This window comes from Bradyrhizobium sp. UFLA05-89, from assembly GCF_059803475.1.
This window is the reverse complement of sequence record NZ_JBANBA010000023.1, coordinates 31,765-51,016: the sequence shown is the minus strand read 5'-3', so window position 1 is coordinate 51,016 and position 19,252 is coordinate 31,765. Positions and strand designations below refer to the sequence as shown.

General features: G+C 63.0%; 17 protein-coding genes. 6 read left to right on the top strand and 11 right to left on the bottom strand.

Features of this window, described 5'->3' with window-relative positions:
* Window positions 1–71 precede the first annotated feature (71 nt).
* A complete protein-coding gene (locus SO139_RS14890; RefSeq protein ID WP_449381310.1) occupies window positions 72–887 on the top strand; it encodes an IclR family transcriptional regulator in 816 nt (271 codons plus the stop codon).
* A gap of 8 nt (window positions 888–895) precedes the next feature.
* On the opposite strand, the gene SO139_RS14885 is transcribed toward SO139_RS14890, so the two are convergent.
* The 10 genes from SO139_RS14885 to SO139_RS14840 all read right to left on the bottom strand — a co-directional run bounded on the left by SO139_RS14885 (window position 896) and on the right by SO139_RS14840 (window position 11,833).
* The gene (locus SO139_RS14885; protein WP_449381309.1) at window positions 896–2,053 is read right to left on the bottom strand and encodes an acyl-CoA dehydrogenase family protein; all 1,158 of its coding nucleotides are present in this window, start codon (window positions 2,051–2,053) and stop codon (window positions 896–898) included.
* On the bottom strand, window positions 2,053–2,829 hold the full coding sequence (locus tag SO139_RS14880) for an enoyl-CoA hydratase/isomerase family protein (protein WP_449381308.1): 777 nt from the start codon (window positions 2,827–2,829) through the stop codon (window positions 2,053–2,055). The genes SO139_RS14885 and SO139_RS14880 overlap by 1 nt, the downstream gene beginning before the upstream one ends.
* Window positions 2,829–3,959, bottom strand: coding sequence for an acyl-CoA dehydrogenase family protein (locus SO139_RS14875; protein WP_449381307.1), 1,131 nt, complete (start codon window positions 3,957–3,959; stop codon window positions 2,829–2,831). Before SO139_RS14875 ends, SO139_RS14880 begins: the two co-directional genes overlap by 1 nt.
* Before the next feature lie 33 nt (window positions 3,960–3,992).
* Window positions 3,993–5,624, bottom strand: a complete 1,632-nt coding sequence (locus tag SO139_RS14870) for a 3-(methylthio)propionyl-CoA ligase (protein WP_498540188.1) — start codon at window positions 5,622–5,624, stop codon at window positions 3,993–3,995.
* Between the two features lie 376 nt (window positions 5,625–6,000).
* The gene (locus SO139_RS14865) at window positions 6,001–6,579 is read right to left on the bottom strand and encodes a histidine phosphatase family protein (RefSeq protein WP_449381305.1); all 579 of its coding nucleotides are present in this window, start codon (window positions 6,577–6,579) and stop codon (window positions 6,001–6,003) included.
* 3 nt (window positions 6,580–6,582) lie between these two features.
* Window positions 6,583–7,674, bottom strand: coding sequence for an ABC transporter ATP-binding protein (locus SO139_RS14860; RefSeq protein WP_449381304.1), 1,092 nt, complete (start codon window positions 7,672–7,674; stop codon window positions 6,583–6,585).
* A 9-nt stretch (window positions 7,675–7,683) separates the two neighbouring features.
* A complete protein-coding gene (locus SO139_RS14855; RefSeq protein ID WP_449381303.1) occupies window positions 7,684–8,517 on the bottom strand; it encodes a carbohydrate ABC transporter permease in 834 nt (277 codons plus the stop codon).
* Window positions 8,518–8,527: 10 nt separating this feature from the next.
* A complete protein-coding gene (locus SO139_RS14850; RefSeq protein ID WP_449381316.1) occupies window positions 8,528–9,445 on the bottom strand; it encodes a carbohydrate ABC transporter permease in 918 nt (305 codons plus the stop codon).
* Window positions 9,446–9,621: 176 nt separating this feature from the next.
* Entirely contained in the window at window positions 9,622–10,884 is a 1,263-nt protein-coding gene (locus SO139_RS14845; RefSeq protein WP_449381302.1) for an ABC transporter substrate-binding protein, read from the bottom strand.
* Window position 10,885: 1 nt separating this feature from the next.
* A complete protein-coding gene (locus SO139_RS14840; protein ID WP_449381301.1) occupies window positions 10,886–11,833 on the bottom strand; it encodes an N-acetylmuramic acid 6-phosphate etherase in 948 nt (315 codons plus the stop codon).
* 90 nt (window positions 11,834–11,923) lie between these two features.
* Between SO139_RS14840 and SO139_RS14835 the strand changes: the two genes are divergently transcribed.
* Genes SO139_RS14835 through SO139_RS14815 form a run of 5 tightly spaced genes read left to right on the top strand, consistent with a single transcriptional unit; the run spans window position 11,924 to window position 16,852 of the window.
* Window positions 11,924–12,802: a glucosamine kinase nucleotide-binding domain-containing protein gene (locus SO139_RS14835; RefSeq protein WP_449381300.1), complete on the top strand. Its 879-nt coding sequence runs from the start codon at window positions 11,924–11,926 to the stop codon at window positions 12,800–12,802.
* Window positions 12,793–13,548 carry a GntR family transcriptional regulator gene (locus SO139_RS14830; protein WP_449381299.1) on the top strand — a complete coding sequence of 252 codons (756 nt, stop codon included), beginning with the start codon at window positions 12,793–12,795 and terminating at the stop codon, window positions 13,546–13,548. The genes SO139_RS14835 and SO139_RS14830 overlap by 10 nt, the downstream gene beginning before the upstream one ends.
* The gene (locus SO139_RS14825) at window positions 13,545–14,570 is read left to right on the top strand and encodes an SIS domain-containing protein (RefSeq protein WP_449381298.1); all 1,026 of its coding nucleotides are present in this window, start codon (window positions 13,545–13,547) and stop codon (window positions 14,568–14,570) included. Before SO139_RS14830 ends, SO139_RS14825 begins: the two co-directional genes overlap by 4 nt.
* Complete coding sequence (gene nagA / locus SO139_RS14820) at window positions 14,570–15,706, top strand: N-acetylglucosamine-6-phosphate deacetylase (protein ID WP_449381297.1); 1,137 nt, start codon at window positions 14,570–14,572, stop codon at window positions 15,704–15,706. The genes SO139_RS14825 and nagA overlap by 1 nt, the downstream gene beginning before the upstream one ends.
* Window positions 15,707–15,754: 48 nt before the next feature.
* Window positions 15,755–16,852, top strand: coding sequence for a Gfo/Idh/MocA family protein (locus SO139_RS14815; RefSeq protein WP_498540187.1), 1,098 nt, complete (start codon window positions 15,755–15,757; stop codon window positions 16,850–16,852).
* A 37-nt stretch (window positions 16,853–16,889) separates the two neighbouring features.
* On the opposite strand, the gene SO139_RS14810 is transcribed toward SO139_RS14815, so the two are convergent.
* Window positions 16,890–19,244, bottom strand: coding sequence for a glycoside hydrolase family 31 protein (locus SO139_RS14810; RefSeq protein ID WP_498540186.1), 2,355 nt, complete (start codon window positions 19,242–19,244; stop codon window positions 16,890–16,892).
* Between the last annotated feature and the right edge of the window lie 8 nt (window positions 19,245–19,252).

Below are 19,252 nucleotides of genomic sequence, written 5' to 3'. Positions count from 1 at the left end.
AACAAAATATAATTCATTTGTGAAGCCGACTTTCACATCCGTGAATTTTAGCGGCGATGGGGATGCGAAGCATGCAGGCGGCGGTCACGAAATCCGCAGCGATACCGGGTGGACCATCCACCGTGAAGTCAGCATTACGCGCGCTGGAGATCCTCCAGTTCTTCATGAACGTTCGACAACCGCGCGCGATGTCCGAGATCGGTCTCGCGCTGGGTTATCCGCCGTCGAGCACGACCGTTCTGCTCAAGACACTCGTCGGCATGGGCTATCTGAACTACGACCGGCGCATGCGCGTCTACTTCCCGACACCCAAGGTGACATCGCTAGGCGATTGGATTCCACGGGCTCTGTTCGGCAACAGCCGGACGATCGAAGCCATGCATGACGTGCACGCGGCCACCGGCGAAACCGTTTCGATCGGCACGACGAACGATGTCTACCTTCAATACGTCAAGATCGTGCAATCGATCCACCCGCTTCGCTTCCACGTCGACGAGGGGACGCTGCGCCCGCTGACTCAATCGGCATTGGGCTGGCTCTTGATGTCCACGATGTCGGACGAGAAGGTCGACAACATCATTCGCCGTGCGAACATTGCAACGCCCAACGCATCGGATCGCGTGAAGCTGCCCGAGATGATGACTCGCATTCGACAGCTCCGCGGCAAGGGATATTGCTCTGCCGAAGACATTCCCATTCAGGGCGGCGCGACGATCTGCGTCCTGCTGCCCGTGACGATCCAGAATCAGCCCATGGTCATCGGCCTCGGCGGTGCCGCCGAGCGGATCCGCCAGAATTTCAATCGTTACCTCGCCGTCCTGCAGCGGGCGGCGAGGTCGGTCAAGACGGACGACCAGTTCGACAAGCTGATCGACGTCGAGTTCTGACGCAACATTCAACCGGGAAGCCGGAGCACGGCCTTGGCGAGGATGTTGCGTTGAATCTCGTTGGAGCCGCCGAAAATTGCCGGCGAACGCGAGTCGAGAAAGAGGTTCATCGCATCGATCTCGACATCCCCCGCGATGAGATCGTCGGCAAGCCGCGCCTCTTCGCCTGCGACCATGAGCATTTCCTCGGTGATCCGCTGGTAGAGCTCGGTCGTGAAGATCTTGAGAGCAGAGACATCGGCGCCGAGTTCTCCGCCGGCCCGCAGAACCTTCGCATAGCGCTCGAAGGCGGATCCTAGATCGTAGAGGTCGAGCCGCAGGCGTGCGAAGCGCGACATGAACGCGGGATCTTCGAACGCATCACGGGCTTCCGCAAGCCGTCGCAGACGCTCCAGCGCATATTCAGGGCGCGTCGGCGCCCCCAGAAAGATGCGTTCGTGGCCAAGTACCGACTTCGCGACGGTCCAGCCTTCGTTGACCCTGCCGACCAGGTTGTTCAGTGGCACACGCACATTGTCGAAGAAAACCTCGCAAAAGTCGGCCTCGCCACGCAGATTTGCAATCGGTCGGACGCGAACACCAGCCGAGGTCAGGTCAAGCAACAGGACCGTGATACCCTTCTGGCGCACCTTGGCATCACGTTCGGTCCGAACGAGAACGAAGATCCAGTTGGCGCAATGGGCCAGCGTCGTCCATATCTTCTGTCCGTTGACCACGAACTCATCGCCATCCAGCACCGCTGATGTCTTCAGGCTTGCCAGATCAGATCCCGCGTTGGGTTCGGAGTAGCCCTGACACCAGACGTGCTCGCCGGATAGGATACGCGGCAGGTAGTGAGACTTCTGCTCTTCGGTGCCGTACTCGATGAGGAGCGGACCGACTAGCCCGATGCCATGATCCGGAATTCGTGGACAGCCGAGCCGTCCCCATTCCTCGACATAGATCATGTGCTTGGCCGCCGAAAGGCCCATGCCGCCATACTGCTGCGGCCAGGTGGGCGCCAGCCAGCCCTTGGCGGCCAGCGCATGATACCACTCGGCGACCTCGTTGAAGAGCGGACGCTGCTTGCGCATGTAGCGCAGATGGACCGGGCAGTTCTGGTCCACCCACGCGCGAAAGATCGACCTGAACTCCTCGTCGGGAATGTCGTTCCAGTCGGCCGCCATCAAAGCACATCCTTGAAGATCGGGGTGCGCTTCTCCATGAACGCCCGCATCGCCTCCTTGGAATCCTCGTGCTGCGTCATCTCCACCGTGAGGTTTTGCTCGAAGCGATAGCCGTCCTTCAAGCCCATGGTCTCGACCGTATTGATCGCTCGCTTGGCGAGCTTGAGTGCCATCGGGCTCTTTTTTGCGATCTCGGCAGCCATCTTGAGGGCGGCCGGCATCAGCTCTTCCCGAGGCAGGCAGTCCTCGATGATGCCGCGGCGATAGAGCTCGGCCGCCGGCACCCGGTAGCCGGTCAGCACCATACGGCGCGCCAGCGTATGCGGAATGATGCGCATCGTATGCCGCACCCCGCCCATCAAGCCGACGTCGATCTCCGGCAAGCCGAACACCGCGTTCTCGGACGCCATGATGATGTCCGAACAGAGCGCGAGGCCGAGGCCAGCGCCCAGCGCCGGGCCGTTCACGGCGGCGATCACCGGCTTGTTGGACTCGATGATGCAGAATCCAACCTCGCGCGCCCGCCGCAGATGGCGATACGTGTCGCCTGGCACCGCTCCGACCTTACCGCGCGACTTGATGTCGGCTCCTGCCGAAAAAGTCTTTCCGGCACCGGTCAAAACGATCACCCGTACCGTCGGCGTCTCGTTCAATTCGTCGAAAACCGTGATGAACTCCTCGACAAACTCCTTGGATTGCGCGTTCACTGGCGGCGCATCCATCGTCACGACCGCAATGTGATCCTTGATTTCCGTCTTGATCAGATTGTTATCCATTAGGTCCTCTCGCGGCGGTAGCCGCTTTCGCGTTCGACAAACTCCAGGCGCAGCTGTTCAGGCTGTCCCAGCATGGCATTGAGATTGATGGTGCGCTTCAGATAGAGGCCGATATCGCACTCGTCGGTGTAACCCATGGCGCCATGGAGATGCACCGCGCGGCGGCAGATCGAGAATGCGGCTTCGCCCGCTCGCGCCTTGGCCGCCAACACTGCCAGCTGCGCCGCGTCGTCATCGTCCGCCTGCACTGCATCGACCGCGTTGACCACGGCAGCGGCTGCGAATTCCGCCTCGATCCACATGTCGACCAAGCGGTGCTGGATGGCCTGGAAACTGCCGATCGGCTTGCCGAACTGCACGCGATCGCTGGTATAGGCAATCGTGAGCTCGAGCGCTTTCGACGCGACGCCGGTCAACTCGGCCGCGAGCGCCAGCCGCGTATGCAGAATCGCCTGACGGAGAAGATCCTCGGATCGGTTCGCGCGCGACAGGATACGACCCGCCGGCACGGCGCAATCGGATAGCGAGATGGTCGCAAGCGCACCGCCATCAACCGCGGCCCGTTCCGATATCGTCACCCCGTCCGCATCGGCGGCGACGCTCAGAAGCATGACGCCGTCGGCATCCTGGGCGACCACAAGGAAATCCGTTGCGGAACGCGCAGCATCGATGAAGCGTGCTTCGCCGGACAGCACGATGCTGCCATCGGTGTAGCGTGCGACAATCGACTTCGCACCGGGCGTCCATGCCGGCACCGCGACAATCTCGCCGCCGGCCAATCCGGCAGCCAGGCGGCTGCGCTCTGCGCCTGGCGAAGCACCGCCGAGCAGCGTCGCGGCAAAGACCGAGGCCGTTCCGGTCGGTTCGGCGATCAAGGCGCGGCCCAGCGCCTCGCTGAGGACAGCCTGCTCGCGCAACCCGAGACCCGCGCCGCCGCATTCTTCGGGCAGCAACAGCCCGATCCATCCGGCTTCCGCCATTGCGGACCAGATCAGCGGATCCATGGTCCCGCCACGCCCGCGTTTTTCGCGCATGGCCTTTGCACCTGGAAAACGCGCGGCAAAACCGGTGACGCTGTCGCGAAGCATCACCAGCGTACCGTCGGGATCGTCGAGCATCAGTTCGGGCATGGTCTCTGCTTTTCGGTGACGCCAGCGCCGACGTTAGGTCGGCAATGCGTGGTCTTTGAACAGTTCGCGCAACTTGGTCTTCTGCAGCTTTCCGGTCGCGGTGTGCGGCAACTCGTTCACGAAGACGACATCGTCGGGAAGCCACCATTTCGCGACGCGGCCGGACATGTAGTCCAGGATGTCCTCGCGAGCGGGATCGGTGTCCGGTTTTCGGACCACGACCAGGAGCGGCCGCTCCTGCCATTTCGGATGCGGCAATCCGATGACCGCCGCCTCCTGCACGGCCGGATGGGCGACCGCGACATTCTCGAGGTCGATCGAAGAGATCCACTCGCCGCCGGATTTGATCACATCTTTCGAGCGATCCGTGATCTGGATGTAACCGTTGGGATCGATGGTCGCGACGTCTCCCGTCGCAAACCATCCCTCAGCATCCAGCACTCCCCCGCCCTCGCCCTTGAAATAGCCCGACGCAACCCAAGGCCCGCGCACCATCAGGTTTCCGGCACTTACGCCGTCATGCGGCAGCGGCGCTCCGTCTTCGCCTACGATCCGGAGTTCGACGCCGTAGATCGCGCGCCCCTGCTTGCACTGGACAGATACTTGGTCGGCGACCGGCAAATCGCGATGAACCGGCAGAAGATTGCCGATCGAGCCCAGCGGGCTTGTTTCGCTCATGCCCCAGGCATGGATAACGAAAGCACCGAAGATACTGCGGAATTTCTCGATGATGCTGCGCGGCGCGGCGGATCCCCCGACGACTACACGCTCTAGTTTGATCGCGGAAAGATCGAGCCCTGGGTTTTCCTCGACGTACTTGAAGAAGCCGAGCCAAACGGTCGGCACGCCGAGCGAGAAGTTACAGCCTTCTTGCGCCGCCAGTTCGTAGACACTCCCGCCGTCCAGGGCAGGACCGGGCAGCACGACCTTGGCCCCGCACATCGCAGCAGCATAGGGAATTCCCCAAGCGTTCACGTGGAACAAGGGCACGACGAGAAGAACGCTGTCACCGCTGGACAGTTTGAGACCATCGCTCGCGCAGGCGACAAACGAATGTAGGATGGTCGAGCGATGACTGTAGAGCACCCCCTTCGGGTTGCCGGTCGTGCCGGATGTGTAGCAGAGCGACGACGCTGTTCGCTCGTCAAACACTGGCCAGGTCAGGATGTCGTCTTCCCCTTCGACGAGCGACTCATAGCAGAGGCAATCGGGAAGCTGGATCGGGAGGTGCGCCTCGTCCGTCATCGCCACCAGATGCGCGACGGTGACCAGATTGAACCGCAGCTTCTGAACGAGATCGGCGAAAGTGATGTCGAACAGCAGCACCCGGTTTTCGGCGTGATTGATGACGTAGTCGATCTGCTCGGGAAACAGGCGCGGGTTGACGGTGTGAAGCACCGCGCCGATGCCGGATACAGCGAAATAGAGCTCCATATGACGATGGGCGTTCCAGGCGAGCGTCGCGACACGATCGCCTGGCCCGACGCCGAGTTTGATCAGCGCCTTTGCGAGCTTTGCAGCGCGCGACCGCAACCCGGCATAATCGCTACGATGGAACGTTCCCTCGCAGGTCTTGCTCACGATCTCCGTTTTGGGATGAAAACGTGCCGCATGCTCGATCAGGCTCGAGATCAATAACGGTCGATCCTGCATCAATCCAAGCACTGAGCCGCCTCCTCCGTAACCCCAGCTGCGGGCGGCCCTTGTTTGATCTTGCCGTCCTCTCCCGGACATTTCTTGGTGGAGGTGCACACTGTCAAACGAAACGATCCGCGCGAAGGCGAATTTCACATCCTTGAAAAAGCATGAGCGACGATCGCATCATCTTCGCTCGGAGTTCTCCCTGCGCCATCATGGCACACAAGCCACGTTGTGGGAGTGAGGCAACCATAGGACAGGATCGCTTCGGGACGCCCAAAAGCAGGGCCGCCCATAGACTCACCCTGCTTGTGCTGCGAACTGCGCCTTCGCGCGATGCGAAGCTGCTTGCCAGATGCTCGTCACACGGCACTAGCGATCGAGATTCGCCCCCACCGCAAGATCAGAGGTCTTCGAGGCGACGCCATGAATGTTGCACGTGGCGGTCATCTCTGCTGAACGCAAAATAATACCCCCCACTGCCGGGCTGATCATGCTTTCGATCAATCGCAACGCCCGAATAGTGGCAATACAGCAGAGTGCCGACGCCACCATGCCCGACAAACAGCACATCGCCCGGCTTATTCCGGGCCAAGACGTGTTCGACCTCGTTGACGATACGCAACTGGGCGTCAACCGCCCGCTCCCAGCCTCGAACGCTGATCTGGGGCTGGGCAAAGAACTGATCGGCCACCGCCTGAAATTCGTCAGGCATCAAGAAGCCCGTTGCGGATCGGTCATTCTCATGCATCGCCTCCCGCACCTCTACCTCGAGATTCAGCTTTGCGGCGATGATTTCGGCTGTCTCGATCGCCTTGCGCTCACCACTGGAGATGATCTGCGTGGTGCGTGAGAGCTGCCTCGTACCCACCACTCCCTCCGTGCGAGCCCGGCCGATCTCACTCAGGCCCCAGGATGGGACGGGGATCGCCGGATCAATGTTCACCTGGGGATGCGTGAGATAGCGTACGAGGCTCGACATGAGCTAGACATCGTTCTGCGTCGAGACCCGCAGGCCTGCGGCATCGAAGACGTGCACGTCCCGAGCTGGGGCAGTGAGCGTAGCTCGTTCGCCGGGCATCGGGGTCTGCCTGCCGCGCACCTCGGCAACGAACAGCCTATCGTCGGCGCGGCGCACATAAGCAAAGGAGGCTTCGCCGAGCCGTTCGACCAGTTCGACGACGCCTTCGACGGCGAAAGGACCGTCTTCCCCTCGACCAAGATGCTCCGGACGGACACCGACCGTCAGCGTGTCGCCGACCTTCAATGAGGTCGCCGGCAGATCGAAGCTGCGAAAGCCGGGTCCCGCGACGCGTGCGCGTCCACCCTCGAAGTTGGCAACCCTTGCCTCGAAAAAATTCATCGCAGGCGAACCGATGAAGCCGGCAACGAACAAATTGGCCGGCGCGTAGTAGAGATCGAGCGGTCTGCCGACCTGCTCAATGCAGCCCTTGTTCATCACGACGATACGGTCGGCGAGCGTCATCGCCTCGACCTGGTCGTGCGTGACATAGACGATCGTCGACTTCAGCATTCGATGCAGATTCGCAATCTCGACGCGTGTCGAGACGCGCAAGGCAGCGTCGAGATTGGAGAGCGGCTCGTCAAACAGGAAAACGGCGGGCTCGCGCACGATCGCACGGCCGATCGCCACGCGCTGACGCTGTCCGCCGGAGAGATCGCGCGGATAACGCTCGAGTAATTCGTCGAGCCGCAGCATGCGGGCCGCCTCCGCCACGCGCCGTTCGCGCTCAGTCTGCTCCACCCCGGTGAACTTCAACCCGAACGTCATGTTCTTGCGGACGTTCATGTGTGGGTAGAGCGCGTAGGACTGGAACACCATCGCAATGCCGCGCTCGGCGGGTGCGAGCGCGTTCACGAGCTTGCCGGCGATATGGATGTCGCCGCCCGACGCACTGTCGAGCCCGGCAATCATCCGCAGAAGCGTCGACTTGCCACACCCCGACGGTCCAACGAGAACGACGAATTCACCGTCCTCGATGTCCAGGTTGACGTCGTTGAGCACGGTCGTCGCGCCATAACGTTTGTTGAGGTGCTCGATGCGCAGATTGGCCATTCTAACAACCTATTTGACTGCGCCGGAGGTGAGGCCTGCGATGAGTTGGCGCGAGAGGATGATGTAGATCACGACGACCGGCAGGATCGCCATCGACAGCGCCGCGAGCACGGAATTCCAGTCGGTGATGTACTGGCCCAGAAACTGTTGCACGCCGAGCGTGACGGTATGCGTCGAGTCACTCGACGTCAGGATCAGCGGAAACCAGAGGTCGTTCCAGATCGGCACGATGGTGAAAACGGCGACCGTCGCAATCGCCGGCCGCAGTAGCGGCGCGACCACCTCGAAGAAGATGCGGGTTTCCGGCACGCCGTCGCAGCGCGCGGCGTCGCGCAAATCCTTGGGGATCTGCTGGATGAACTCGCTCAATATGAAGATCGACATCGGCAGGCCCTGCGCGACGTAGACGAGAACCAGGGCCGTCAGCGTGTCGTTGAGGCCAGCCGACCGCATCATGTTGAGGATCGCGACGGAGCCAAGCCGGATCGGCACCATGATTCCGATCGACAGAAACAGCGCGAGCGCCGTCGAACCGCGAAAGCGGTATTCGGTCAGTGCCCAGGCCGCCATCGCGCCGAACAGCAGCACGAGAGCCATGCTGACGAGGGTCACGATCAACGAATTTGAATAGTAGGTCAGAATATGGGAGGAGCGAAAGACCTTCTCATAGCCGATGAGGCTGAAGGTTGTAGAATCCGGTGGCGCAAGCGGACTACCGAAGATGGCGCTACGCACCTTGAACGAATTCATCACGACGAGCAGAATCGGACCGACGGCAAGCAGGCTGTAGGCGATCAAGACGAGATGGACACTGAGGCTCCTTGCGCGTTGCTCAGCAGTCATGCCGGCCCCCTCAGAAAGCGTAACGGCGGATGCGCCGCTGCACGAGGAAGAGATAGAGGCAGAGGCCGACGAGGATAATGAAGAACATCACGGTCGCGACCGCGGAGCCCATCGTCGGATTGCCGAGCTGGAGCTGATTGCCGAAGAAGGTGCGGTAGAAAAACGTGCCGAGAATGTCGGTCGCGAAATTCGGCCCCGCAAGCGCGCCCTTGACCGAATAGATCAAATCGAAAGCGTTGAAGTTGGCGACGAACGTCAAGACCGAGACCAGGCTGATCGTCGGCAGGACGAGCGGAAGCTTGATGTGGAAGAAGATGCGGAAATGTCCGAGCCCGTCGACGCGTGCCGCGTCGATCAACTCTTCGGGGATGTTGAGCAGCGCGGCATAGATTAGCATCATCGGGATGCCGACGAATTGCCAAACGGAAATGAGGGACAGGGTAACGAGCGCGCTCGATTCGAGGCCCAGCCAGGGAGCGAACAGCGAGCCCAACCCCACGGCCTTCAAAGCGCCGGAAGCTACGCCCCAGAGCGGGGATAGGATCAGGTTCCAGGAGAACCCGACGATGACAACCGAAAGCATCGTCGGCAGAAACATGACGGTGCGATAAAAGCCCTTGAGCCTCAGGCCCGGCAGGCTCAGCAATCCTGCGAGCGCGATACCGATCGGATTCTGCACGCACATATGTACGGCGAAGAATATGAGATTGTTGCTGAAGGCATTCCAGAACGGCTTCGACCACAACGCATCACCGAGCAGCGTTTCGAAGTTGGCAAGCCCGACGAAATACCGCGTTCCGGACGGCTCGCTTGTGTAGGTGGACAGCGCCATCGTCGCGACGAGGGGATATATCGAGAACAGGGTGTAGATCGCGACCGCCGGCCCGAGAAAGAACAGCAGCAGGCCCGCGAGTTTTGCGCGAGGCATCTGGGCGGTGATGTTCGAGACCGGTTCGGGCATGATGGAAAGAGATAAAACCTGCCGTGCGTTATCGCCCCTCTCCGCGCCTGCGGCGCGTGCCGGGGATCAGCGGAGTGTGCAGCAACTATCGAACAAAACAAGGAAAGTCCCTCTCCCTGCAAGAGCGGAGAGAGGGACTGACGTCACTTGGCCGGCTTGTACCACTTGTCGAGGCCGTCCTGCAGTTGCTTGCCGGCGGCATCAGGCGTGAGCTTGCCGTTGACGACCTGGGCGGACACGTTCCACATCTCGTTTTCGAGATTCGGCGTACCGCGCGACAGGATTTGATACGAGTTGCGGATCGTCGACTTGCAGGTCTGGCGCCATCCAACCATCGTCGCCGCGACGTCGTCTTCGACCTTCACCGGAGTCTTGGCGAGGGGGAAGAAGCCAGGAAGCGCGTTGGCGTAGATCGTTGCGAATTCCGGCGTCGTCAGCCATTCCAGGAACTTCTTCGCGTCCTCCTTGTTCTTCGACGCGGCGTTGACGCCCATCGCGATGTCGGTGTGATCGGAGATATAGCAATCGGTCGTGCCGGCCGGCTGCGGCGGCGGGAATGCACCCATGGCGAATTTTGCCTGGCCACGGAATGTCGAGATGTCCCACGAGCCGGCCGCATAGATCGCGCCCTTGCCGAGCGAGAACAGGTTCTGACTATCGGCGTAGGTCTGCGCCTGGAAGCCTGACCCGAGATACGGCGCCCAGCTTGCGATCTCCTTGAACGCGGCGACGTATTGCGGATCAGTGAGTTTTTCCTTGCCCGCAATCAGATTGGCGCGGCCGACCTCTCCCTTCCAGTAATCGGGCCCGACGTTCTGGAATCCCATGGTGGCGGCCTCCCACTGGTCGGCCGTGCCCATCACCAGCGGGACATAGGTGCCGTCCTTCTTGAATTTCTCGAGTACGGCGTGGAATTCATCGAGCGTCTTGGGCTCGGACACGCCGAGCTTGGCGAATGCCTCCTTGTTGTAGATGAACCCCGCAATGACGGAGGCCATCGGAACACAGAAGGTGGCTTTGCCGTCGTCGGTTTGCCATGCGGCCTTCGCGACATCGGAGAAATTGTCCATGCCCTTGAGGCCGTCGACCGCATCGAGCTGATGCTTCTGATAGAGCGCGAGCGAGGCGTCGAACGGACGACACGTGATGAGATCGCCGGCGGTGCCACCATCGAGCCGCGCGTTCAGGGCGGCGTTGTATTCCTTGGGGGCTGAAGGCGCGAATTCGATCTTGATGTCGGGATAGTGCTTGTTGAAGGCGGGGATGATCTTTGAGTTCCAGATATCGGCGTCGTCATTGCGCCAGCTCTCGATCTTCAACGAACCCGCCTGAGCTGAAGCAAGCCCCGCAAGCAACGCCAACGCGGCAACCTCAGCTCCCATTGCAGCCTTGAAAGTCCGTCTCATGCTACGCTCCCTTGTTCGGGCCTTCGCCCTTGATCCCGTTGACGCTTGCGCGGCGCAACGCTTCGTCGACGCGGCCTTCCGCAGCAGTGAGCCACCTAACGGCTTCGCTCATGCTGACGGCGCCGCAGGCAATCAGGATGGCCGGCTTAACCTCTCCGCCGGCCTCGCGCAGCGCCGTTTCCGCTTTGGCATCGCTGACGCCGGCGATTGTTGCTACGATCCCGCGCGCCCGCTCGCGCAATTTCAAATTATCGGCCTTCAGATTGACCATCAGGCCCCGATGGATGTGACCAAGCTCGAATCCCATCAATGATGAGAGCATGCCGAGCGCGACCTTTTGCGCAGCTCCGGCCGCGAGCCGTGTCGAGCCGCGCAGCGCCTCCTCCCCGCTCTCGAGCAAGATCGACGCATCGGCACCGACGAGCAGAGGCGAACCTGGACGATGCGCGATGCCGATCACAAAGGCGCCGCGACGGCGCGCCACGGCGGCGGCCGCGACGGTGAACGGCGTCGAGCCGCTCGCGGATACGACGATCACAGCATCACGAGAGAGGTCACCGAGCCCGGTCATAGCCCGTTCACCGGCGGCGGCATCGTCCTCCGCAGCCCCATCGATGCGGAACGGCTCGGCGGTCCCGCCCGGCAGGACAATCGCGATGCGGCTCTGCTCAAGGCCGAACGTGCCAGGAAGCTCGGCTGCATCTTCGGCCGCAGCTAGACCGGAGGAGCCTGCTCCCGCATAGACCAGACGCCCGCCTGCCCGCCAGATCGCGGCGAGACGAAGTGCGGCGGCGCGGATGTCGGGGGAGACAGCCGCGACCGAAGCAATCGCGCGGCGGTAGGATGCGAGCATGGCTTCCGCGAACATCGCCTCATCGATCATCACCACACCGCCGGCGGCGCGCCGCCCCTCCCCGTCCGTCTCCGAGCTCGGCAATACCGGCATCATGAATACCAATGGTAGATACCTCTTGTATTTGTTTTAGCCACGTGACATACCACTTGTCTAGAGGCGTTAAGAAATTTTTTAGGAGGCTCCTTGGCGACGGCCCAGTTCTTCCTCGGTGTGGACGGCGGCGCGACCCGCTGCCGCGCGAGACTGCGGGATTCGTCGGGCCACGAGCTCGGGCGCGGTCTCGGGCCGGCATCGAACATCTATCTCGATTTCGACGAGGCCATGCGGGTCGTCCGTGAAACGATCGAGTCCGCGATCTCTGCCGGCGCGCCAAAGCAGGAGATCGCAATCGGCCTTAGCCTTGCCGGGCTTTCGGACGACAAGGAAGCAGAGCGCGTCTCCGCTGCCCTGCCCGGCTTTGCGCGCATCGTCGCTGTCAATGATGCTGTCGCCGCCTGCGTCGGTGCCAATGGCCTCGGCGACGGCGGCCTGATCATCGCGGGCACGGGCTCGGCGGGCATCGCTCGGGTGGGAGCTCGAACGACGATCATCGGCGGACGCGGCTTCTGGCTCGGCGACGACGGATCTGCCGCACGCCTCGGCGAGTCGGCGTTGCGCGCGACGCTGCGTGCGATCGATGGCCTCGAGCCGATGAGCGGCCTGGCGCAAGCGCTCGGGCGCCATTTCGATGACGATCCACTGCGGATGAGCCGCTGGGCAGCAGACGCGAGGCCCAGAGACTACGGCGCCTTCGCGCCCCAGATCCTGGACGTCGCCAGGTCCGGAGACATGCGCGCACGCGAAATTGTCGGCGAGGCAGCCAGCGCGATAGCTTCACTTGCGAACGCGCTGAATGCGCTCGGCGCGGAGCGCATTGCGCTCGCCGGCGGCTTCGGCGAGCCCCTGCGGCCCTTTTTGCCGCCTGATGTGGCCAAGCGCCTCGCCCCGCCGCGGCGCGACGCGGTCGACGGCGCAATCCTGCTGGCCGGCGGAACGCTCGCGGAGGACGCGGCATGTCCCTAACGGTCGAAACCGCTCCGGGCCAGAAGCTGTATCGTGCGGTGGTCGACGCGCTTCGGCGCGAGATCGAGACCGGACGCTTCGCGGAGACACAATTGCTTCCGGCCGAGCGCCTATTGTGCGAGCTGCTCGACGTATCGCGCACCACACTGCGCAAGGCGATTGCCGATCTGATCGCCGAAGGAGTGCTGTTTCACCGCCATGGCGCCGGCACCTTCATCCATCGCGCAACGCCGCGCGTGGAACAGCCCTCCTCGCGCCTGACGAGTTTCACGGAAGACATGCGGCTGCGCGGATTGGAGGCGAGCTCGCGCGAGCTTGAGCGCGGTGTGTTCCTGCCGACGCCGGAAGAGGCTATGATGCTTGGCGTACGACCGAACGAACGCGTGTTCCGGCTCGGACGCCTGCGCCTCGCCGACGGTTCGCCCATGGCGATCGAGCGCGCCGCCGTGCCGATACGCTTTCTTCCTGAACAGGACTCGGTCGGCGGCTCGCTTTACGAGGCGCTTTCCACGAGAGGCTTCAAGCCCACCCGCGGCCTGCAGCGCTTGCGCGCGACGCTCGTCGATCATGCGGATGCGGAGCTGCTCGGCGTCGCACCGGACAGCCCGGCGCTCTATATCCAGCGTATCGCCTACCTCGCCGACGGATCCTGCGTCGAGTTCACGAAATCCTGGTACCGCGCCGACGCCTATGATTTCGTCTCCGAACTCACGCTGTCGCCACCGACCCGAAAGGCGCACCGATGACGACCCACATGCTTCAGGAGATCGACGAGGCAGGCGATGCGGTCGCGCGCCAGCTTAGCCAGAATGCAGAGCGGCTCGCCGAACTTGGGGCGCGTCTGCGTACCCTCGATCCGCCGCTCGTCGCAACGATCGCCCGCGGCTCGTCTGATTGCTGCGCGCTCTATCTGAAATACCTCGTCGAGATTGTTTCGGGGGTGCCTTGTGCCTCCATCGGCCCCTCCATCGCGACGCTTTATCGTACGCCGATGCGGCTCGAAGGCGGCGTTTCCGTCGCGATCTCGCAATCGGGACGCAGCCCCGACATCATTGAAATGCAGCGCGCCGCACGACGTGGCGGTGCGCTGGCCGTCGCTCTGGTCAACGACGTGGCCTCACCGCTCGCGCAAGAGGCCGAAGTACTGCTGCCGTTGTGCGCCGGCACCGAACGTTCCGTCGCCGCGACCAAATCGATGGTTGCGGGCCTCGTCGCGGGCGCGAGCCTCGTCGCGGCCTGGCGCGAGGATCGGCAGCTCGCAGACGCCCTCGCCGGCCTGCCGGGCGTCCTGCTCGGGCAAGCGGCGCCGCCGCCCTCGGCGATGCTGGAGAGACTGGCAAATGCCCGGAGCGCCTTCGTGCTCGGCCGCGGCGCGACGCTTGCGATCGCCGCGGAGGCGGCGCTGAAACTCAAGGAGACCTGCGCAATTCACGCCGAGGCCTACTCCGCGGCGGAGGTGCTGCACGGTCCGGCCGAACTTGTGGCCTCCGGCTTTCCCGTCATTGCCTTCCTGCCGTCCGACGCGGCGCGAGAGGGCATGCTACCGACGCTCACGGCCCTGACCAATGCCGGTGCGATGGTGATTGCAATCGAGGCGGGGGGCGCTGACGAGACCGATCGTCTCGCTACGGCAAAAGTCGAGGCAACGCTGTTGGAACCCATCATCATGATCCATCGCTTCTACCGCCTTGCCGAGGCGCTTGCGCTCCGGCTCGGGCGCGATCCTGACCACCCGCGCAACCTGCGCAAGGTGACGGAGACTGTGTGATGATCGTTCTGTCCGGCGCGCGGATTTTCGATGGCGAACGCTTTCTCGACGACCATGCCGTTGTCGTCGAAGGCGAGCGTATCACGGCAATCGTCCCTTACGCCGAGAGACCCGACGGCGCCGTACGCGATCTCGACGGCGGCCTGCTGGCGCCCGGCTATATCGATGTGCAGGTCAATGGCGGCGGCGGCGTCCTGTTCAACGAGGATCCGACGCCCGAAGGTATTGCCCGTATCGCCGCCGCGCATCGCAAGCACGGCACCGTCGGGCTGCTGCCGACGCTGATAACCGACGCGCCGCAAGTGACGGCCACCGCCATTGCCGCCGCGCGCGAGGCGCGGCGTCTGACGCCAGCTTCGCTTGGAATCCATCTGGAAGGACCATTCCTGGATCCGCGCCGCAAGGGCGCGCATGAGCTGAAATACATCCGCAACCTTGAGCCGGACGACGTCGCGGCAATCGTCGGAGCGAATTGCGGCACCGTCATGCTGACGCTCGCGCCCAATCGGGTCGGGGTGGAGAGCGTCGCCAAACTTTCCCGGCATGGCGTGCTCGTCTCGCTCGGCCACTCCGAGGCGACCTACAAGGAGGCGCGCGCCGCGGTCGAAGCCGGCGCGCGGGCATTCACCCATCTGTTCAATGCGATGAGTGCGCCGGCCGTGCGTGAGGCGGGCATGGTCGGTGCCGCGCTCGATCTCGACGAGCCGTTCGTTGGCATCATCGCCGACGGCCATCACGTGCATGAGGCGAACCTGCGCATCGCGCTTGCCGCCAAGCGGCGCGATCGTTTCATGCTGATTACCGACGCGATGCCGCCAGCGGCCGGTGGTCCCGATCAATTCAATCTGCTGGGCCGCCGCGTGACAAGCGTTGATGGTTGCCTGCGGCTCGACGATGACACGCTCGCCGGCTCCGTGCTGACCATGGACGAGGCAGTGCGTTATGCCGTCAACGTCCTACGGCTCGATCTCGCCGATGCTCTCGCGATGGCCTCGCGCGTTCCGGCAACGTTTCTGCGACGCGAGACGGAGCTTGGCCGCATCGCGCCGGGACATCTGGCGAGCCTCGTGCATCTCGACGACGATCTGCGCGTGCTCGAAACCTGGATCGAGGGTCGACCATCTGACGGCTCCTGACGCACGTATCTGGCAGCCGTTGTCTCGATTGAAGGACGCGATTGAGCCATGTCATCTTCATCCTTGTCGACAGCGTACCCCATCCGTGTTCTCGTGGTCGGGCTCGGTACCATGGGAACGAGCCACGCTCGCGCCTACGCAGCGATCGAAGGCTTCGAACTTATTGGCCTCTGCACGTCTCGCGCGGCTGATCGCCAGGACCTCGAGGCCGAGTTTCCTGGTCTGCCGCGCTTTGAACGATACGACGAGGCGCTCGCGACACTGCGTCCGGACGCCGTCGCGATTTGTACCTACACCGAACATCACGCCGCCATGGCTCTTCAGGCTTTCGCTGCAGGTGCGCATGTGTTCTGCGAAAAGCCGCTGGCCGACACGCTGGAGGCTGCGAGGCACGTCGTCGACGCCGCGCGAGAGAGCGGAAAGGCGCTGCTGATCGGTTATATCCTGCGCGTCCATCCGTCATGGTCGCGCTTCGTCGAGATAGGCCGCACGCTCGGAAAGCCGCTCGTGATGCGGATGAATCTCAACCAGCAATCCGCCGGCTCGTTCTGGGAGGTTCACAAGAAACTCATGCTGTCGACCTCGCCGATCGTCGATTGCGGCGTCCACTATGTCGATATCATGTGTCAGGTCACGGGCGCTCGGCCGGCCGCGGTGCATGCGGTCGGCGCGCGGCTCACGGACGAGATCGCATCTGGCATGTACAATTACGGCCATCTTCACATCTTGTTCGACGACGGATCGGTCGGGTGGTACGAGGTCGGTTGGGGACCGATGATGAGCGAGACCGCTCATTTTGTGAAGGATATCATCGGACCGAATGGCAGCGTGTCGATCGTTGCGAAGGAAAGCGCCGATATGACTGTGAGCTCAGCGGACCATGACACGCATACGCGCACCAACGCGCTCCGTATCCATCACGCAGCCCGCACCCTGGAAGGCCGCTTCGCGAGGCCTGACGAACTCCTCTCGACCGAGGACGAACCAGGCCATCAGGAGCTGTGCGAGCGCGAGCAGCGGCTATTTCTCAGGGCCATCCGTGGCGAGATCGATTTATCCGAGCATCACGAGGCCGCGATCAACTCGCTGAGCATTGTCTTTGCCGCCGATGCCAGCGTCCGAAGCGGCGAAGTTGTGCGTCTGTAACGCCGGCATAAGAGCTTTGGCGTCACGCGCACGCTACTTAGCCGCTCCGAACTTCAAGTGTTATAGGTCCTTCGATCGTGCCGACGCTCAAGGGCTCCGCCACTCCAACAGGCCTCACATGCAAACGGTCGAACGTCGGGCGGAAACCGCCTCGCGCCCTTCCCGTCAATTCCAGGCCGGTCGCTTTCCGGCACAAGCGGAAGGACAACAGCAAGGCGTCGGTGCGCCAAGCTGCCGTGTCGCCGTCGTCCTCGTAGAGATCGGCTGTTGAATGCACCGCTGGTGCGCCGAAGATCATAAGTGACCGCTCACCCGGACTGCCGGCCGAATCGATATCAACGACCGGGATCATGGCTCCCGCGCGGACGAACACGGGCAGGCGTCCCAAGGGCGCGGCGACCTGTACCGTCTGCCCGCCGGAGAAATGTTGGCCATCGTGCCAATCGTACCAACCACCTTCGTGCGCAGGCAGCTGGACGCGGCGTTCGGAAGCGCCCTCCTTGAGCACGGGAGCGACGAGCAAGTCGGGACCGAGCATGAAGGCGTCCTCGACGTCTCTCGCCGCCGCATCGTCCGGGAAGTCCCAGAACAGCGGACGCACCGCGGGCTCATGGTCGCGGCTGGCGCGCCACATCTGCGTGTAGAGATAGGGCAGCAGCCGGTGCCGCAGCCCGATCACCGCGCGCACCTGCGGCAGCACGGATGCGTGCATCCAGGGCAGAGTGACCGAACCGTCGTCGTTCCAGGAGTTCATGATCATGCGCGGCCAGAGTGCGCAGAACTCGACGAAACGACAGAGCAACTCCGGGCTTGGCCTCGGGCCATGAAAACCACCGACATCGTGGCCGATGTTGAACAACCCGGATAGGCTCATGTTGAGGCCCTGCGTGAGATTGAAGCGCAGCGTCTTCCAGGCGGTCTCGTTGTCGCCCGACCAGGTCTGGCCATAGCGCGCAAGCCCCGCCGGCCCACCACGGGTGATGACATAGGGCCGTCGCGATGGCGATCGGTCGGCCTGTGTCTCGAAGGAGAGCTTCGTCATCAGCAACGCCTGGGCCGGGCGCGCCAGCGCCTGGGCGAAGGGGCGACCGTCGCCGGCACAGACCGCGTCCTCATCCCAGATCTCGAACTCATTGTTGTCGTTCCACATGGAAACCACGCCATGATCGAGCAGCGCATGCTCAATGCCCGCGCGCCACCAGCCGCGCCCATCGGGATTGGTGAAGTCGACGTGAAAGCCGACGCCATCCCAGAACTGCGCGACGGCCGGAGTTCCCGTCACCTTGTCCTTCACCAAAATGCCGGCATCGATGGCCTCGGTGAGCCGCGGATGATCGTCGAGCAGACACGGCTTGATGTTGGTCACCGGCTGCGTGCCCGCATCGACGAGTCGCGCCATGGTCGCCGATGGATCGGGAAACTTGTCGCGGTTCCAGTTGAATACGTAGCGCCGCCCTCCGATCGAGGTATAGCCGGAGCCGAAATGGAAGCTGTCGCAACGGATGGCGTGGCGCCGGCAGTCGGCGATGAACTCCGTAACCCGCCTGTCCGCGTCGGGCGAATCCGCGATCGCCATCGACGTGACACCGAACCCGAGCGACCAGCGCGGCGTAAACGCCTGGCCCCCGGTGAGCCAGGAGAAACGACGCACGACATCGCGCACATTGGGTCCCGCCAGCACGTAGAAGTCGAGGTCGCCGTCATCGGCGCGATAAGACCGGAACGTGCCATGGTAGTTGTCGATCGTGCAGCCGAGATCGACCGATCCGGTCGAGAGATTGTCATAGAAAATGCCGTGAGCGCCTTGCGGCCCATCGACGATGACAAACGGTAGCATCTTGTAGAGCGGATCGCTCAGTTCCGCATCGAATCCGCAGGGATCGACGGCGTCGATCGCAAAGCGCCGCCCCGTGCGGTCCAGCGGTCCAGCCTTGTCGCCGAGGCCGAAATGGCGTTCGTCCGGATGGCGAGCCATCACGTGCGCGATGGCCGGGGTTTTGTTGGAGACAAAATAGGCCTGGGTCGGCCGGTCGCGCAGGAATGGCTCGACCTCACCGTCGCGACGCCAGGCGATGCCAAACGGAAGAAGCGTGACCTCGGCCGTCAGCCCCTCCGCCGCGAGGGTGACGGTACCCTCGCCCACTGTGACCGCTATTGTGGGATTGGCGAATCCCGAAACATCATCGCGGTCGCGTCCCCCATACGGCGGCTCGATGCCGCCGGGCGCCAGCGACCAGCCGCGGTCAAGTCGAAAGCCGCCAGCGCGGCGAAGCGTCACCCGGCCGAGATCGCGCTCCAGGATGCGCACCACAATGGTGGCTCCCTGCCCGACGTCGAACATTGCGGCTCCGCCCTCGCAACCGCGATAGCGACCCTCAACCAGGGCTTTCATGTCTCAGC

What these genes read in the sequence shown, in the direction of transcription:
- SO139_RS14865 (WP_449381305.1), bottom strand. Translation starts at nt 6,579, where the DNA reads ATGTCGAGCCTCGTACGCTATCTCACGCATCCCCAGGTGAACATTGAT.
- SO139_RS14845 (WP_449381302.1), bottom strand. Translation starts at nt 10,884, where the DNA reads ATGAGACGGACTTTCAAGGCTGCAATGGGAGCTGAGGTTGCCGCGTTG.
- SO139_RS14855 (WP_449381303.1), bottom strand. Translation starts at nt 8,517, where the DNA reads ATGACTGCTGAGCAACGCGCAAGGAGCCTCAGTGTCCATCTCGTCTTG.
- nagA (WP_449381297.1), top strand. Translation starts at nt 14,570, where the DNA reads ATGATCGTTCTGTCCGGCGCGCGGATTTTCGATGGCGAACGCTTTCTC.
- SO139_RS14815 (WP_498540187.1), top strand. Translation starts at nt 15,755, where the DNA reads ATGTCATCTTCATCCTTGTCGACAGCGTACCCCATCCGTGTTCTCGTG.
- SO139_RS14875 (WP_449381307.1), bottom strand. Translation starts at nt 3,959, where the DNA reads ATGCCCGAACTGATGCTCGACGATCCCGACGGTACGCTGGTGATGCTT.
- SO139_RS14885 (WP_449381309.1), bottom strand. Translation starts at nt 2,053, where the DNA reads ATGGCGGCCGACTGGAACGACATTCCCGACGAGGAGTTCAGGTCGATC.
- SO139_RS14860 (WP_449381304.1), bottom strand. Translation starts at nt 7,674, where the DNA reads ATGGCCAATCTGCGCATCGAGCACCTCAACAAACGTTATGGCGCGACG.
- SO139_RS14850 (WP_449381316.1), bottom strand. Translation starts at nt 9,445, where the DNA reads ATGCCTCGCGCAAAACTCGCGGGCCTGCTGCTGTTCTTTCTCGGGCCG.
- SO139_RS14810 (WP_498540186.1), bottom strand. Translation starts at nt 19,244, where the DNA reads ATGAAAGCCCTGGTTGAGGGTCGCTATCGCGGTTGCGAGGGCGGAGCC.
- SO139_RS14890 (WP_449381310.1), top strand. Translation starts at nt 72, where the DNA reads ATGCAGGCGGCGGTCACGAAATCCGCAGCGATACCGGGTGGACCATCC.
- SO139_RS14840 (WP_449381301.1), bottom strand. Translation starts at nt 11,833, where the DNA reads ATGATGCCGGTATTGCCGAGCTCGGAGACGGACGGGGAGGGGCGGCGC.
- SO139_RS14830 (WP_449381299.1), top strand. Translation starts at nt 12,793, where the DNA reads ATGTCCCTAACGGTCGAAACCGCTCCGGGCCAGAAGCTGTATCGTGCG.
- SO139_RS14880 (WP_449381308.1), bottom strand. Translation starts at nt 2,829, where the DNA reads ATGGATAACAATCTGATCAAGACGGAAATCAAGGATCACATTGCGGTC.
- SO139_RS14825 (WP_449381298.1), top strand. Translation starts at nt 13,545, where the DNA reads ATGACGACCCACATGCTTCAGGAGATCGACGAGGCAGGCGATGCGGTC.